This is a genomic window from Nocardia salmonicida, assembly GCF_036142455.1.
Lineage (GTDB): Bacteria > Actinomycetota > Actinomycetes > Mycobacteriales > Mycobacteriaceae > Nocardia > Nocardia salmonicida.
Genome location: NZ_CP108014.1, coordinates 5,511,722 through 5,527,520, shown reverse-complemented (window position 1 = coordinate 5,527,520; position 15,799 = coordinate 5,511,722). Strand labels below are relative to the sequence as shown.

14 protein-coding genes are annotated in these 15,799 nt (G+C 68.0%); 10 read left to right on the top strand and 4 right to left on the bottom strand.

The window, feature by feature from the left end; translation table 11 throughout:
* Nucleotides 1–33: 33 nt before the first annotated feature.
* Nucleotides 34–1,053 (bottom strand): XdhC family protein, encoded by a 1,020-nt coding sequence (locus tag OHS03_RS25850; RefSeq protein WP_056814656.1) that lies wholly within the window; start codon nt 1,051–1,053, stop codon nt 34–36.
* 15 nt (nt 1,054–1,068) lie between these two features.
* Nucleotides 1,069–1,665 carry a nucleotidyltransferase family protein gene (locus OHS03_RS25845; protein ID WP_328657664.1) on the bottom strand — a complete coding sequence of 199 codons (597 nt, stop codon included), beginning with the start codon at nt 1,663–1,665 and terminating at the stop codon, nt 1,069–1,071.
* 126 nt (nt 1,666–1,791) lie between these two features.
* Here OHS03_RS25845 and uraD point away from each other — a divergent pair, with 126 nt between their 5' ends.
* The 9 genes from uraD to puuE all read left to right on the top strand — a co-directional run bounded on the left by uraD (nt 1,792) and on the right by puuE (nt 12,270).
* On the top strand, nt 1,792–2,283 hold the full coding sequence (uraD, locus tag OHS03_RS25840; RefSeq protein WP_328657662.1) for a 2-oxo-4-hydroxy-4-carboxy-5-ureidoimidazoline decarboxylase: 492 nt from the start codon (nt 1,792–1,794) through the stop codon (nt 2,281–2,283).
* Nucleotides 2,280–2,597: a hydroxyisourate hydrolase gene (uraH, locus tag OHS03_RS25835; RefSeq protein WP_328657660.1), complete on the top strand. Its 318-nt coding sequence runs from the start codon at nt 2,280–2,282 to the stop codon at nt 2,595–2,597. Before uraD ends, uraH begins: the two co-directional genes overlap by 4 nt.
* 1 nt (nt 2,598) lies before the next feature.
* Nucleotides 2,599–3,504, top strand: a complete 906-nt coding sequence (pucL, locus tag OHS03_RS25830; protein WP_328657658.1) for a factor-independent urate hydroxylase — start codon at nt 2,599–2,601, stop codon at nt 3,502–3,504.
* The gene (locus tag OHS03_RS25825) at nt 3,492–4,862 is read left to right on the top strand and encodes an 8-oxoguanine deaminase (protein WP_328657657.1); all 1,371 of its coding nucleotides are present in this window, start codon (nt 3,492–3,494) and stop codon (nt 4,860–4,862) included. The genes pucL and OHS03_RS25825 overlap by 13 nt, the downstream gene beginning before the upstream one ends.
* Before the next feature lie 187 nt (nt 4,863–5,049).
* Complete coding sequence (locus tag OHS03_RS25820; RefSeq protein WP_328657655.1) at nt 5,050–5,895, top strand: FAD binding domain-containing protein; 846 nt, start codon at nt 5,050–5,052, stop codon at nt 5,893–5,895.
* A 39-nt stretch (nt 5,896–5,934) separates the two neighbouring features.
* A complete protein-coding gene (locus OHS03_RS25815; protein ID WP_328657652.1) occupies nt 5,935–9,096 on the top strand; it encodes a molybdopterin-dependent oxidoreductase in 3,162 nt (1,053 codons plus the stop codon).
* Nucleotides 9,093–10,316, top strand: a complete 1,224-nt coding sequence (locus tag OHS03_RS25810; protein ID WP_328657651.1) for a DUF6986 family protein — start codon at nt 9,093–9,095, stop codon at nt 10,314–10,316. Before OHS03_RS25815 ends, OHS03_RS25810 begins: the two co-directional genes overlap by 4 nt.
* Before the next feature lie 59 nt (nt 10,317–10,375).
* Nucleotides 10,376–11,353: an allantoicase gene (gene alc, locus OHS03_RS25805; protein ID WP_056814632.1), complete on the top strand. Its 978-nt coding sequence runs from the start codon at nt 10,376–10,378 to the stop codon at nt 11,351–11,353.
* A complete protein-coding gene (gene puuE / locus OHS03_RS25800; protein ID WP_328657649.1) occupies nt 11,350–12,270 on the top strand; it encodes an allantoinase PuuE in 921 nt (306 codons plus the stop codon). The genes alc and puuE overlap by 4 nt, the downstream gene beginning before the upstream one ends.
* A gap of 49 nt (nt 12,271–12,319) precedes the next feature.
* Here puuE and OHS03_RS25795 read toward each other — a convergent pair whose 3' ends face one another.
* Nucleotides 12,320–12,607, bottom strand: a complete 288-nt coding sequence (locus tag OHS03_RS25795) for a hypothetical protein (RefSeq protein WP_328657647.1) — start codon at nt 12,605–12,607, stop codon at nt 12,320–12,322.
* A 75-nt stretch (nt 12,608–12,682) separates the two neighbouring features.
* Nucleotides 12,683–13,825: a lipase family protein gene (locus OHS03_RS25790; protein WP_328657646.1), complete on the bottom strand. Its 1,143-nt coding sequence runs from the start codon at nt 13,823–13,825 to the stop codon at nt 12,683–12,685.
* 533 nt (nt 13,826–14,358) lie between these two features.
* On the opposite strand from OHS03_RS25790, the gene aceA reads away from it, so the two are divergent.
* Entirely contained in the window at nt 14,359–15,648 is a 1,290-nt protein-coding gene (gene aceA / locus OHS03_RS25785) for an isocitrate lyase (protein ID WP_056814620.1), read from the top strand.
* Nucleotides 15,649–15,799: the final 151 nt, after the last annotated feature.

The following is a 15,799-nucleotide window of genomic DNA, read 5'->3' as shown; positions in this document are numbered from 1 at the left end:
GGCCGGCGCCGCGGGTCGCGGCGCCGGCGCACATCAAATCGCCATGCCCACAGCGGCGGTCGAGACGTAGTCGCGCTGGGCCGCGAGGCGCAGACCCGCACGGGAGGCGAGGAAGTCCGCGGTGATGAAGACGGCGGTCTCGGCGGGGGTGCGCGGGCCGGTCTCCAGGCCCGCGGGCACGTGCACGCGGGACAGGGTCGGCTCGTCGAAGCCGCCGGCCCGCAGGTCGTCGAGGCGGCGGGCCTGGTCGGCCGGGGTGCCGAGGGCGGCCAGGTATCCGAGCTCGGGTAGTCGTAAGGCGACGGTGAGCAGCGGGATCTCGAAGCGCGGCTCGTTGGCGAGCACGACGATCGCGGTGCTGCTGTCGACCTCGCCCGCGGCCGAGAGGGTGTTGAGGTAGCGGTGCGGCCAGTCGACGACCACTTCGGCGCCGGGGAACGAGGCCGGGTCGGCGAACTCGGGGCGCGAGTCGCAGATGCTCACCCGGTAGCCGATCATCCGCGCCTGCGCGACGAGGGTGGCCGCATAGGCGTTGGCGCCGAAGATGATCAGGCGCGGCGGCGGGCAGTACGAGGCGACGAACAGATCCGACTCGGGCAGCGCGACGAGTTCGGTCGCGTGCTTGCGGTCGGTGACCAGATGCTGACCGATGACATCGGGATCCTGATTCCAGACCACGGTGAACACGGTGACCCGGCGATGGGCTTGGATATCAGCGGCAATGGAGGGGAATTCGGGAAAATCGCGGCAGGAGAACGGTTCTACGAAAATATCGACGAGCGTGCCGTCGTCGGCGCTCGATTCCATCCCGGTGAGCATGCTGTAGCGGCGCAGTTGCCGGACGCCGGTGCGACCCGCTTCCAGAGCCGCGTCATACACGGTCTCTTCCAGCCGGCCGGAGGCAATGGATCCGAAGACGCCACCGTTCGGCGTGACGAGCATCGAAGATCCGATGGGCAGGGAATTGGTGCCGATAGTACGGACCACGGTGGCGAGGCCACCCGTACGGCCCGAATGCCACACTCGCAGAAGGTCATCGACGATATCGCGCATATCTCACAACTCCGATCACCGTGCGCCGACTTCCGGGAAATCGCGATCGGTCCCTGTCGCCAAGTCGTCGCACGTGACGCACACCATATCCTGTCGACCGCCCAAATAGGAACCGGCCCCGACATCGCCTGCCGTTACCTCCGAAATGGCTTCCCAGTGCTTGTTCTCGATCACAACGGGGTGACCAGGTGTGTTGTTGAACACAGCACGGGCAAGTCCGCTCTGGCTCGAACGCGCCGCGGCGAGCACTCTGGCGACTACATCGGCCCCGATATCGGGGGTATCGACGGGCAAGAACGCCACATAACGAGTGTCCTTTTCGAGGGCGGCGCGCAAGCCCGCGCGCACCGTCGCGGAGAGTCCGGTGGCCCAGTCGGCTACCCACCGCCACTCGGTGTCGGCGGGCAGTCCGGCGGCGCCCGGATCGGGTCCGGTCGCGCCGAGCGCGACGATCACCGGATCGCAACCACCGTCGCGCAGGGCGGTGATCGCCGAGCGCAACCAGGCGCCGTTCTCGGCGAGTGCCTTGGGTTTGCCGTATCGCGTGCCCGCACCCGCCGCGAGGACGATGCCCGTGCACGACGGGTTCGCGGAAGGGGCGAGTGGGGGCATGTGAGCGAAGGTAATGACGCAATGTTGCCGCTCGATTACGGCAGGGGAGCGCGGCGACGACGACACGCCGACGTGATGGACTGCACATCGGTGGCGACGGGGCGGGGATCGCGCGATGCTGGATCGATGACGAGCCAAGGGTTGAGCCTCGCGGGTTTCAACGATCTACCTGCGGAGACTGCCGAAGAGGCATTGCTTGCCTGTTGCTCTGCGCCGCGCTGGGCACGGGCTGTCGCGGCTGCCCGTCCCTACGCGACCACGGAATCGCTGACGGCGGCCGCCGACGCGGCGTCGGCCTCGCTCGATGACGCCGACATCGACGAGGCGCTGGCTGGTCACCCACGCATCGGCGACCGCCCGACCTCGGCGGCGTCGGCGCGCGAACAGTCCGGCGTGACCGGCCAGGACGTGCGCTCGGCGCTGGCCGAGGGCAATCGCGCCTACGAGGCGAAGTTCGGCCACATCTATCTGGTCTGCGCCGCGGGCCGCAGCGGCGAGGAGCTGCTCGCGGTGTTGCGGGCGCGCTTGGACAACGATCCGTCGACCGAAAGGCAGGTCATGCGAACAGAACTGTCGAAGATCAACCGGCTGCGACTGGCGGGACTGGTGGTGTCATGACGAGCCTGAGCACCCACGTCCTCGATGCCGTGCGCGGGGCGCCCGCGGCGGGTGTGGCCGTGTGGCTCCTGCGCGAGGAGCAGCGGCTCACCGAAGCGCTCACCGATGCCGACGGTCGGGTGAAAGAGCTTGCGGCCGGGCTCAATCCGGGCGACTACCGCCTCTTCTTCGACACCGGCAGCTATTTCGCGGCGCAGGGTAGCGAGACCTTCTATCCGGAAGTCTGCGTCGCGTTCACGGTGGGTGATCAGCCGCACCTGCATGTGCCGCTGCTGCTGTCGCCGTTCGCCTATTCCACCTACCGAGGGAGCTGAGATGGCACTGAATGGTCCGATCGTGTTGACCGATCATCGATATGGCAAGGCCGAGAATCGGGTTGTGCGTTTCTACAAAGAGAACGCGCGCCACGAGATTCGCGACGTGAACGTCTCCACCGCCCTGCGGGGCGATTTCGAGGCGGCATACACCGACGGTGACCAGCGTCACGTTCTGCCCACCGACACCCAGAAGCACACCGCCTTCATCTACGCGAAGAAGCCCGGCCTCGACACCATCGAGGACTACGCGATCGCGCTGGCGAAGCATTTCGTCGATGCGGTGGAGCCGGTGTCGAGTGCGCGGATCGACGTGGACTCCTATGGCTGGCAACGGGTCTCGATCGATGGTGCCGAACACGATCACACGTGGGTGCGGCAGGGGCCCGAGGTACGCACGGCCGCGGTGACGGTGGCGGGCACCGGCGCCGAGCAACAGACCTGGGTGATCGGCGGGATCAAGGACCTGGTGCTGCTCAAGTCGACCGGCTCGGAGTTCGCCGACTTCCTCACCGACGAGTACACGACCCTCGCGCCGACCCATGATCGTGTGCTGGCCAGTTCGCTGGTGGTCCAGTGGCGGTTCGCCGAAATCGGTGGAGTCGACTGGGACCAGGTGTACGCCGGGATTCGCGCCACGCTGCTCGAACTGTTCGCGACCACGTATTCCAAGGCGTTGCAGCAGACCCTGTACGCGATGGGAACGGCCGCGCTGGAACGTTTTCCGATGCTCGCAGAGATCCGGTTGTCGGCGCCGAACAAGCACCACTTCGACTACGACCTTGCGCAGTTCGAGATCGAGAACAAGGGTGAGGTCTTCTGGGCGGCCGACCGGCCGTACGGCTCGATCCACGCCACCCTGGCGCGCGCGGACGCGCCCGACGCGGGGATCGCGTGGCAGCCGTGAGCGCGCCCGATCTGCTGATCCACGGATGCGCGGTGGTGACCGTCGACGCGGCGGGCACCGAGTACCGCCACGGCTGGGTCACCGTGCGTGGCAACAGGATCGATGCCGTCGGCGAGGGTATGCCGCCGGAATTCGGTCCCGAGGTCGCGCGGATCGACGGGCGCGGCTGTGTACTCACGCCCGGTCTGGTCAACACCCATCACCACCTCTACCAGTGGATCACCCGCGGGCTGGCCGCCGACAACACGCTGTTCGAGTGGCTGACCACGCTGTATCCGGTGTGGGCGCGGATCGACGAGAAATCGGTGCGGACCGCGGCCACCGGCGCGCTGGTCTCGCTGGCGCGTAGTGGCTGCACGACGTCGTCGGATCACCATTACGTGTTCCCGCGTGGCGGCGGCGATCTGCTCGCCGCGGAAATCGGAGCGGCCGCCGAGGTGGGGCTGCGGTTCCACCCGGCGCGCGGGTCGATGGATCTCGGACAGAGCAGCGGCGGGCTGCCGCCGGACTCGGTGGTGGAGTCGATCGACGACATCCTCGCCGCGAGTGCCGCGGCCGTCGAGGACTGGCACGACCCGTCCTTCGACGCGATGGTGCGGATCGCGCTGGCTCCCTGCTCGCCGTTCTCGGTGACCGCCGATCTCATGCGCGAGTCCGCGGCGCTGGCGCGTTCGGCGGGAGTTCGGCTGCACACGCACCTCGCCGAAACCCTCGACGAGCAGCAGTTCTGCCTGGAGAAGTTCGGGTGCACGCCCGCCGAGTACATGGAGCGGCTCGGCTGGCTCGGCGAGGACGTCTGGTACGCCCACGCCGTGCATCTCGACGACCCGGCGATCGCGGCGATGGCCAGGACCGGGACCGGGATCGCGCACTGCCCGACGTCGAACGGCCGGCTGGGCGCCGGGATCGCGCGGACCGCCGACCTGGTGGCGGCCGGTGTGCCCGTGGGGCTCGGGGTCGACGGTGCGGCCAGCAACGAGTCGAGTTCGATGATCGAGGAGCCGCGCAACGCGCTGCTGTACGCGCGGGCGGTCGGCGGGCCACGGGCGATGACGGTGCGAACCGCGTTGGAATTGGCGACCATGGGCGGCGCGCGCGTGCTCGGACGCGCCGAGGAGATCGGCTCCATAGAACCGGGCAAGCTGGCGGATCTGGCGCTGTGGCGGCTCGATACCCCCGCTCACGCGGGCATCGAGGACCCTGTTGTCGCGCTGGTGCTCGGGTCGGCGCCGCCGTTGGCCGCGCTGGTGGTGAACGGGCGCGAGGTTGTTCGCGACGATGTGGTGCTGACCGTGGACGAGATGTCGGTCGGCGCCGAGGTGGCCAAGGCGCAAGCCACGTTGCTGGCCGGTGCGTGACGGGCGCAAGGTCTCGGTTGTGGGCGGTACTCGTCGGCGACGGCGTGCTGAACTGCGGTTTTGCTCGGATCGGCGCACACTGGATGGCGTACACCGGGTTAACCGCGGCGCAATCTGGCGCGGGTTTCGTGCAACATCGTGGCAACTCGCGGCCCCTACTGTGGCCGGTGAGGCAAGCGAGGTGAACGTGGATCTGGATACTGTTTCCGAGGTTGTTCTCGCCCGCGAGCGCGCCGATCTGGCCCAGGTCGGCGCGGGTAGCGCGGTGCTGGCGGGCGGCACCTTTCTTTTCTCCGAGCCGCACGATCATCTCGACCGGCTGGTCGACATCACCACCCTCGGCTGGGCTCCGCTCACGGACCGCGCGCAAGGTCTGGAGATCGCCGCGACCTGCACGCTGGCGGAGTTCGCCGGCGCCGGGCCCGGCCGCGAACTCGGCACCCCGGTGCTGCGGCCGGAGTGGCCGGGGACGGCGCTGTTCGCGCAGTCCTGCCGGGCGCTGCTGGCCTCACACAAGATCTGGCGCACCGCGACAGTCGGCGGGAATGTGTGCCTGTCGCTGCCCGCCGGCGCGGTGCTCGGCGCGCTCGTCGCCTTGGATGCCACGGCGGTGATCTGGCCGCGTGGCGGCGGCGAGCGTCGAATCAGCCTGCGCGACTTCGTCACCGGGCCCGGCGAGAATCTGCTGGCCTCGGGCGCCGTCGTGCGCTCCTTTCTGGTGCCCACTTCGAGTCTGTTGGCGCGCACCAGCTTTCGCAAGATCGCCCTGGCTCCGCTCGGGCGTTCCGGATCGGTGGTGATGGGCAGACGCGAGGCCGACGACCGCTGCGCGATCACCGTCACCGCGGCGACCGTGCGACCGATCGTCCTCGACTTCGATTCCGTCCCTACGCGATCCGATCTGACCGAAGCGCTGGCCGAACTGGGCGACGACGTGTGGTTCGACGACCCGCACGGTGCGCCGGACTGGCGCGAGCACGTGACCGGGCTGCTGGTCACCGAGGTCGCCGCCGAACTCGGGGAGACGTCGTGAGTTCAGATGGCTGCGTCGTACGGAACACGGAGGTGGTTCATGAGGCTCGAGATCGACGGCCGTGCGGTCGAAGTGAGCGCGCGGCCAGGCCAGTGTCTGCGCACGGTGCTGCGCGAACACGGTGAGCTGGCGGTCAAGAAGGGCTGCGACTCCGGCGACTGTGGCGCCTGCTCGGTGCTGCTCGACGGCGAACCCGTCCACTCCTGTCTGATCCCGGCACACCGCGCCGCCGACCGCGCGGTGACGACCGCCGCGGGACTCGGCGATACGGACGGGCCGAACTCCGTGCAGCGCAGCTTCGTGGCGAACGCCGGGTTCCAATGTGGTTTCTGCACCGCTGGAATGGTGGTGACGGCGTCGGGTCTGGCCGCCGTTCGGCCCGACACACCTGTGGACAACTCTGCTGCTCAGGCAATCACCGACGCCGAACGCGCCGAGCTGTTGAAGGGAAACCTGTGCCGCTGCACGGGTTACCGCGCCATCGCCGACGCTTTGGCCGCACCCTGTGCATCACTGTGCACAAATACCGAAGCCGACTCGGCGCAGCGCCGTTCGGGAGAATCCGGCTCGTTGTGCACAGGGGAGGGCGGTCGTGAGTCGACCGCTGACCGATTCGACAGTAGTTCGTCGGCCTCGCACGGCGTTACCGATGGAGTCTCGGAGCGGGCGGGTGCCGGTCGCAGCAGCGATGACGGTCGGTCAGCTCATTCGCCTGCTGAGGACGTGCGGCCGCGAGATGACGAGGTGGCGCGATCGGCTGGGCCGATCGTTGCGGAGGGGCCTGGTGTCGAGTCTTATGTGGGCGGCCATCTGGCCGGCGAGGTCACCGCGGTCTCGGCCGAAGAAGGGCCGCAGGTCGGGGTGTCCGCCGTGTCGGTAGTGGAGGCGCGGGTCGGCGGGGTGATGCGGCGGAAGCATCGGCCGGGGCAGATCGGGGACGGGGTGGGGGCGCCCGCGGGGGCGCGGATCGTGCGGGGTGCGGAGGCGTTCACGATGGACGTGGTGCCGGGGGCGGGGGAGCAGATGCCGCCGGTGGCTCCCTGGCATCTGGCTGTGCTGGCCAGTCCGCACGCGCATGCGCGGATCGTCTCCATCGACGTGGCCGCGGCGCGGGCGGTGCCGGGTGTGCACACGGTGTTGACGCATGTGGATGGACCGCGGACCGCGTTCTCCACGGCTCGTCACGAACTGCGCGAGGACGATCCGGACGACACCTTCGTGCTCGACAGCACGGTCCGGTTCGCGGGGCAGCGGGTGGCCGCGGTGGTGGGGGAGACCCTGGACGCCGCACGCGCGGGGGTGCGAGCGCTGCGCGTGGAGTACGAGGTGCTGCCCGCGGTCTTCGAGCCCGAGGCGGCGTTGGCCGATGGCGCACCGTTGCTGCATGCCGACAAGCCGGACTCGGCGCGGATCGCCGACGCGCAGCGCAATCTGATCGCCGAGATCCGCGGTGGTGTGGGTGATTTCGATGCAGGCATCGAGCAGGCCGCCACAGTGGTGAGCGGCGTGTGGAATTCACCTCGCGTGCAACATGTTCACCTGGAGACCCATGGTGGAATCGGCTGGCTCGACGACGCGGGAAGGCTCGTCGTCCGCTCGAGCACCCAGGTGCCGTTCCTGGTGCGCGACGAACTGTGCCACCTGTTCGGGCTGGATCGAGATCGCGTGCGGGTGTTCGCGACTCGCGTGGGCGGCGGATTCGGGGCGAAGCAGGAGATGCTGGCCGAGGATCTCATCGCGCTGGCTGTGCTGCGCACCGGGCATCCCGTGCAATACGAGTTCACCCGCACCGACGAATTCACCTCTGCCACATGCCGTCACCCGATGCGCGTCGCGGTCACCGCGGCAGCCGACGCGGCGGGGGTGCTGACCGCGCTCTCGGTGGACGTCCTCGCCGACGCGGGCGCCTACGGCAATCACAGCGCGGGCGTGATGTTCCATTCGGTCGGCGAATCCGTGGCTGTCTACCGCTGCCCGAACAAGCGGGTCGACGCGCAAGCGGTGTACACCAACAACGTTCCCTCCGGCGCGTTCCGCGGGTACGGGCTCGGCCAGGTGATCTTCGGCATCGAATCGGCGATCGACGAACTGGCCCGCGAACTCGGCATCGACCCGTTCGAATTTCGCCGTCGCAATGTGGTGATTCCGGGCGATCAATTCACCGCCGCCGAAATCGACGAGTCGGACCTGACATTCGGCAGTTACGGTCTCGACCAATGTCTCGACACCGCTCAACAGGCGCTACGTCGCGGCAACGGTGTCGCGGCGCCCGGTCGGCACTGGCAGGTGGGTGAGGGGATGGCCGTGGCCATGATCGCGACGGTACCTCCGCGCGGACACCACGCCGATGCCACGGCGAGCGTGCTCGCCGATGGTCGCTACGAAATAGGCGTCGGCACGGCGGAATTCGGCAACGGAACCACGACCGTCCACGCCCAGCTCGCGGCTACGGCACTGGCCACCGCCGCCGAGCGGATCGTCATCCGCCAGTCCGACACCGACGTGGTCGGCCATGACACCGGTGCGTTCGGCTCCACCGGCACCATGGTCGCGGGCAAAGCCTCCTACGCGGCGGCGCTCGAACTACACGCGATGATGTTGGCGAGGGCAGCGAAGGTGAGCGGCCACCCCGAACGCGACTGCCTGCTCGAAGCGGGCGGCGTGCGCTGCGGCGACGAGCTGATCACCGCGGCCCAACTGCTCGCCGACGGGGAGCTGATCGCCCACGGCACCCATGCGGGTACCCCGCGCTCGGTGAGTTTCAATGTGCACGCGTTCCGGGTGGCGGTCCAGCCCTCGACCGGCGCGGTACGGATTCTGCAATCGATCCAGGTGGCCGACGCGGGCACCGTACTCAACCCGGTGCAGCTGCGGGGGCAGGTGGAAGGCGGGGTCGCGCAGGCACTCGGTACCGCGCTCTACGAGGACATGCGGTCGGAATACGGTGTGGTGACCACCAGGACGCTGCGCCACTATCACGTTCCACAGTTCGCCGATCTGCCACGCACGGAGGTCTATTTCGCCGAAACGAGTGACGAGTTGGGCCCGCTGGGCGCCAAATCGATGAGTGAGTCCCCCTACAACCCGGTGGCCCCGGCCCTGGCGAACGCGATCCGCGACGCCATCGGTGTCCGCCCGGACCGATTACCGATGACCGCCGACCGGGTGTGGCGGGCCATCAAGGAAGGAACCGCCGGGTGAATACTCGCCTGCCCGAACATATTCGAGCCCGCATCGACTCCGTTCTCGACTCCGTCGACGCGGAACTGCGCGTGCGCTACCCCGGGGCTGGTGACCGGGTCCAGCCCGTGCACACCGCCTACGTTCCCGCCGACCGCGCCACCGCGCAGACCCCCGCCGAGTGGGGTGCTACCGCCTCGGAGTTGCTGCATCGCCACGCCGACTTCCTCGTCGGCCTCGATGTCACCGGCTCGCTGCCTGCCGTGCGCCGCCGACTCGCGGACCGGCCGGTGCAGGACATGCGCATCGACTTCGAGGACGGTTACGGGTTCCGAACCGACGAGGAAGAGGACGCGGCGGCGAAGGTCGCGGGGGAGGCGTTGGCGGCGTGGGCCGAAAAGCCCGGTGCCCCTGTCTCCTTCGGAGTTCGGATGAAGGGGCTGGCGGCGAACGAACGTCGGCGCGCGTTGCGGACCCTCGAACTGGTCCTCGACGGGGCGGGTGGCGCGCTGCCCGGCTTCGTGTTCACGGTGCCGAAGATCCGCGCCGCGGAACAGGTGTCGGCGATCGTCGATCTGTGCACCGGGCTCGAGCGTGGACACGGCCTGCCCGAACGGTCGCTGCGGTTCGAACTGCAGATCGAGAGCCCGCAGGCGATCATCGCCCCCGACGGCACCGCGCCCATCGTCAAGATGATCCAGCTGGCCGACGGACGCTGTAGCGCACTGCATTTCGGTACCTACGACTATACCGCCGCCTGCGGCATCGCGGCCACCGATCAGGCCCTCGACCATCCCGCCGCCGACTACGCCAAGTCGGTGATGCAGACCGCCGCCGCGCAGACGGGGGTGTGGATCTGCGACGGCTCCACCCAGATCGTCCCCGACGTCGATCCCGAGGGCGCCATGGCCAACCACCACCGCCTGGTCGACCGGGCGCTGCGTCGCGGCTACTACCAGGGCTGGGACATGCACCCCGGCCACCTGATCACCCGCTGGCTCGCCACCTACGACTTCTTCCGTAGCGCGGCCGAGGTGGCGGTGCCGCGCCTGATCGCCTATCTGGACCGGCGCGGCGGTGGCGTGCTGGACGAGCCCGCTACCGCCGAAGCCCTGGCAAGCACCGTGCTGCGTGGCCTGCGGGCCGGGGCGTTCACCGAGGCCGAACTACTCGCGAAGGCCCCGGACCTGACCGGCGATGTTCTGCTCGACCTCGCCGCTCGGCGCGTGCGTACGACGTGAGCCACCCACCACAAATAGCGGTATACCAGTAATATCGAACCCGACATGAGGAGGCACCCGTGAGCCGAGTCGACGGCAGCGACGATTTCACCCTGCTCCCGGATCTGGCTGTCCGCACCCTTGGCGGTTCGGTGATCTGGGCGAACGACGAATTCTTCGCGGAGAAGGAGAACCTCGTCAGCCCAGGTCCGTCGGAATACCAGCCGGCGACATTCGGGCACAAAGGTCAGGTCTACGACGGCTGGGAGACCCGCAGGCATCGCGGCAGACCCGGTGACGATTCGGCCGTCGTGCGCCTGGGCGTGCCCGGCGTGATCCGCGGCGTGGTGGTGGACACCGCCTGGTTCAAGGGTAATTTTCCGCCCGAGGTGTCGCTGTCGGCGCTGGCGATCGAGGGCTATCCGCCCGCCGAGGAGATCGCCGCCCGCACCGACTGGGTGACCCTGCTCGACCGCGTGAAGGTCGGTGGCGACAGCCGCAATCCGTTCGCCGTCGACGACGAGAACCGGTGGACCCATGTGAAACTCACCATGCATCCCGATGGCGGCGTGGCCCGCCTTCGCGTGCACGGCGAAGGTCGCCCCGATACCGCGCTCCTCGGCCTCGGCCCGCTCGACCTCGCCGCGCTGGAAAACGGCGCCCTCGTGCTCGACTGCTCGAACCGCTTCTACAGTTCGCCGAACCAGATGCTCTACCCCGGCCTGGCCAGGGAGATGGGCGACGGCTGGGAGACAGCGCGTCGCCGCGACGACGGAAACGACTGGGTGCGCATCAAATTGGCGGGCCCCGGCGCGATCCGTCTCGCCGAGATCGACACCTCCTGCTTCCTGGGAAACAGCCCCGGCTCCGCGTCGCTCACCGGATTGACCAGTGACGGAACAGAAGTCGAACTCCTGCCGCGCACCGACCTGCTCCCCGACACCCGGCATCGCTTCGCGCTCGCCCTCGCGGCGGCCTCGGTAGTGGAGGTACGACTCGACATCTATCCCGACGGCGGCCTGGCCCGGCTGCGCCTCTACGGAGAGCTCAGCGCATGAACGAGCTTCGCGATTTCGTCGGATACGGACCGAATCCGCCCGACCCGCAGTGGCCCGACGGCGCGGTGATCGCGGTGCAATTCGTGCTGAATTACGAAGAGGGCGGGGAGAACAACGTCCTCGACGGTTCGCCGCATTCGGAGACCTTTCTCTCCGAGATGACGCCCGCCGATGCTTTTCCGAACCGGCACATGAGCATGGAATCGCTCTACGAATACGGCTCGCGCGCCGGGTTGTGGCGGGTGCTGCGCGCCTTCGAACGGCGCGGCCTACCGCTCACCGTCTTCGCCGTGGCGCAGGCGATGCAGCGCAATCCCGAAGCGGTAGCGGCCTTTTCCGAACTCGGCCACGAGATCGCCTGCCACGGACTGCGATGGAAGTCCTATCAGCTGATCGATCGCGAGAGCGAACGCGCCGACATGGCCGAAGCGGTCCGTGTCCTCACCGACCTCACCGGTGCGGCCCCCCTCGGCTGGTACACCGGCCGCGACTCCCCGAACACCCGCGAATTGGTCGTCGAACAGGGCGGTTTCGTCTACGACTCCGATTCCTACGCCGACGACCTCCCCTACTGGACGGAGGTGCGCGGGCAGAACCATCTCGTGGTGCCGTACACCCTCGACACCAACGACATGCGCTTCTCTTCCCCGGCCGGCTTCGCCAACGGCGACGAGTTCTACGCCCACCTGCGCGACGCCTTCGACGTGCTCTACCGCGAAGGGGCGCAAGGCGCCCCGAAGATGTTGTCGATTGGCCTGCACTGCCGCATCGCGGGCCGTCCCGCCCGCACCGCCGCCCTCGAGCGGTTCCTCGACCATGTCCAATCGCACGAACGGGTGTGGACAACCCGCCGTATCGACATCGCCGAACACTGGCGCAAAGTCCACCCGGCGGGGGTTCGGCTCCTCGGCGACTGATCGCGCGACGTCGACCCCGCTGCGCGCGGGGTCGACGTCGGTTCGGCGCCTAGGCCGAACCGCAGCGTTCGATGTTGCTCAGCGTGATCTGGCGATCGGATTCCTTGGCCTGCGGGACGCGGTTGTAGGCGCCAAGGGAGTCCATGTACTCGACGAACGCGTTCGCGATCTCTTCCGGCGTCGCATCGGGTTTCGCGGCGCGGACATTGTCGACCAGGGTGCGCGTGGTCTCGCACTGCTCTTCCTGGGTGAAGATCGGCGGCGGGTCGGCGTGCGCGAAGGCCGGTGCGAGCAGCAGCACGAACGCGGCGAGGACGGCGGATCGAATAATTCTCACGCCTGCGACTGTACGTACGAAAACGTAACGGCCCCACGCTACTTGGAGTAGCGCGGGGCCGTTCTCGTACTCGGGTCAGGCGAACAACGCGCTGACGAAGGGCGCCGAGTCGACCAGGGAGGCGTTGACGGTGCCGTCGTGATCGGTGGGGTAGGTGCGGAAGGTGAGCGGCTGGCGGTTGGCTTGCAGGACCGCGGCGTAGCGCAGGGTTTCGGGGGTGACAACGTCGGTGTCCTGGAGGCCCTGGCCGAGGAAGAGCGGGCGGTCGTAGCCGGATTCGGGCAGGCCCATGTAGTGGGCGAGCAGGCCGTGGACGTCGGGGATCGAGGACATGGGGCGGGCGAACATGCTGCCGATCGAGGGTTTCGCGGCGGCGAGTTCGTCGCCGAGGGGGCCGATGCACGCGGTTTGGGCGCGGGCGAGCCAGGTGCGGCCGGTGTCGGTGAGCAGGCCGTCGATGTTCAGGTCGGGGTAGGTGGTGCGCAGGCCGCTCAGGATGTACAGGACGTAGGCGGTGAGGTGCGAGCTCAGGGCGATAGGGGGCACGCCGGGGCCGAGTAGTTGGATGACGTCCTCGATGTAGGCGGGGACGCCGGTGCCCACCGCACCGCGGTAGTCCAGGTCGGGACCGCCGAATTCGGTGGCGTAGCGGGCGGTGAACACCGCGGCGCCCGCGCCCTGGGACTGGCCGACCACGGCCCACCTGTTCGACAGGGACGAGTACCGCTCGGTCGCGGCCTTCACCGCGTCGACCACATTGTGCGCTTCGGCGATGCCGTTGAGGTAGGGATGTTCGCCGGGGCCGCCGAGGCCCGCGTAGTCGGCGGAGACGATCGCGTAGCCCTGGTTCAACCAGGTGCCGAGGTAGGCCCAGTCGCGCTCGACCGCGGCGGGCCCTCCCACGCTGTAGGCGCAGTCGTCGCCGAGTCCGACGGTGCCGTGTGCCCACGCGATCACCGGCCAGCCGCCCTGCGGGGCCTCGCCCGCGGGGAAGTACACGGCCGCGCTGGTGGTGGTCGGCTGGTCACCCGCGGTGGTCGAGCGGTAGAGCAGTCGCTCGGCCCGGGCGGAACCGGGCAGAGTCGCCGCGGCGGACAGCGACTCGACGCCGACGACGGTGCCCGCCGCCTCGGTCGGCTGCGCGCTCGCCGCCGGTACCAGGCTCAATGCCGCCGCCAATACGGTCAGCGATGTCGCCGCGATCCTCGAAATCCTCATGGACCCACTCTTTCGTCTTCCGAGCAACCTGTCTCGGTGGACGAGTGTCTCGCACGCTGTGCGGTGCACCCACTTCTGGGGGGCGACGGGGGAATCCTCGCGTCGTGACCGAATCGAGTGACGACACGCACATCATTCGTGTCCGGCGTGGTGTGTGAAACGACTCACACGCTGGAAGGCTCGGGAGTGTCGGAGGGCGCCCACCCGATGATCGCTAACAGTACGAGCGTTATGCTAAAACTCCTGGTCAGCACTACCCGCCGGTAGGTCCGATGCTTGCAATCAGCCCGCTAATTTCGCAAAGTTAGCAAACGCGTCGTCAAAACTAGCTGAGATTCACACAACCAACAGGTAGACGGCTATTTCTGGGTGTGCCATTGTTTGGAAGTACACCCCTTGGGCCCTAGTAAGTCCTAGCAAGCCTGCAAATTGCTCCAGCAGTACGAGATGTGCAACCGAAAGCGTTCAGCCACCGGTTTATTCGCACGCCGACTGCGTGGGGCACCGACCACACGAGGAAGTGGAGTCAAGAGATGTCTCTCCCCGGCACCCCGAAGACCGCAGCGGAAATCCAGCAGGATTGGGACACCAACCCGCGTTGGAACGGCCTGACCCGCACCTACTCCGCCGAGCAGGTTTCCAAGCTGCAGGGCAACGTCGTCGAGGAGCACACCCTCGCCCGTCGCGGTTCGGAGATCCTGTGGGACCTCGTGAACAACGAGGACTACATCAACTCGCTGGGCGCCCTCACCGGCAACCAGGCCGTGCAGCAGGTTCGCGCCGGCCTGAAGGCCATCTACCTGTCCGGTTGGCAGGTCGCCGGTGACGCCAACCTGTCCGGCCACACCTACCCGGACCAGTCGCTGTACCCGGCGAACTCGGTTCCCGCGGTCGTGCGTCGCATCAACAACGCCCTGTCGCGCGCCGACGAGATCTCCAAGGTCGAGGGCGACGAGTCGGTCAAGAACTGGCTTGCCCCGATCGTGGCCGACGCCGAGGCCGGCTTCGGTGGCGCCCTGAACGCCTACGAGCTGCAGAAGGCCATGATCGTGGCCGGCGCCGCCGGCGTGCACTGGGAAGACCAGCTGGCTTCGGAGAAGAAGTGCGGCCACCTCGGTGGCAAGGTGCTGATCCCCACCCAGCAGCACATCCGCACCCTGACCTCCGCGCGTCTGGCCGCTGACGTCGCCGACGTGCCTTCGGTGATCATCGCCCGCACCGACGCCGAGGCCGCCACCCTCATCACCTCCGATGTGGACGAGCGCGACCGTGAGTTCCTGGACGGCACCCGTACCGCCGAGGGCTTCTTCGGTGTGAAGAACGGCATCGAGCCCTGCATCGCGCGTGCCAAGGCCTACGCCCCCTACGCCGACCTCATCTGGATGGAGACCGGTATCCCGGATCTCGAGGTCGCGCGCAAGTTCGCCGAGTCGGTTCGCAGCGAGTTCCCGGACCAGCTGCTTGCCTACAACTGCTCGCCTTCGTTCAACTGGAAGCAGCACCTGGACGACGCGACCATCGCGAAGTTCCAGCGTGAGCTCGGCGCGATGGGCTTCAAGTTCCAGTTCATCACCCTGGCGGGCTTCCACTCGCTCAACTACGGCATGTTCGACCTGGCGCACGGCTACGCTCGCGAGGGCATGACCGCGTTCGTCGACCTGCAGGAGCGCGAGTTCAAGGCTGCTGCCGAGCGTGGCTTCACCGCCATCAAGCACCAGCGTGAGGTCGGTGCCGGCTACTTCGACACCATCGCCACCACCGTCGACCCCAACACGTCGACCGCCGCCCTGAAGGGCTCCACCGAAGAGGGTCAGTTCCACTGATCTCCCTCGGAGTTGCTTTGACCGGCAACGTCTTTCCTCTACTCCGGTAGGGGTGTACGCCCTCCCTCGCCGATCAGCCCTCGGTGAGGGAGGGCATCCCTATACTTTGGTCGCTATGACCTCCCCAGCCACCCCACAGCCAGACACACAG

Coding starts and splice junctions, on each gene's coding strand:
- aceA (WP_056814620.1), top strand. CDS start 14,359: ATGTCTCTCCCCGGCACCCCGAAGACCGCAGCGGAAATCCAGCAGGAT.
- OHS03_RS25850 (WP_056814656.1), bottom strand. CDS start 1,053: ATGCGCGATATCGTCGATGACCTTCTGCGAGTGTGGCATTCGGGCCGT.
- uraD (WP_328657662.1), top strand. CDS start 1,792: ATGACGAGCCAAGGGTTGAGCCTCGCGGGTTTCAACGATCTACCTGCG.
- pucL (WP_328657658.1), top strand. CDS start 2,599: ATGGCACTGAATGGTCCGATCGTGTTGACCGATCATCGATATGGCAAG.
- OHS03_RS25845 (WP_328657664.1), bottom strand. CDS start 1,665: ATGCCCCCACTCGCCCCTTCCGCGAACCCGTCGTGCACGGGCATCGTC.
- uraH (WP_328657660.1), top strand. CDS start 2,280: ATGACGAGCCTGAGCACCCACGTCCTCGATGCCGTGCGCGGGGCGCCC.
- puuE (WP_328657649.1), top strand. CDS start 11,350: ATGAACGAGCTTCGCGATTTCGTCGGATACGGACCGAATCCGCCCGAC.
- OHS03_RS25815 (WP_328657652.1), top strand. CDS start 5,935: ATGAGGCTCGAGATCGACGGCCGTGCGGTCGAAGTGAGCGCGCGGCCA.
- OHS03_RS25790 (WP_328657646.1), bottom strand. CDS start 13,825: ATGAGGATTTCGAGGATCGCGGCGACATCGCTGACCGTATTGGCGGCG.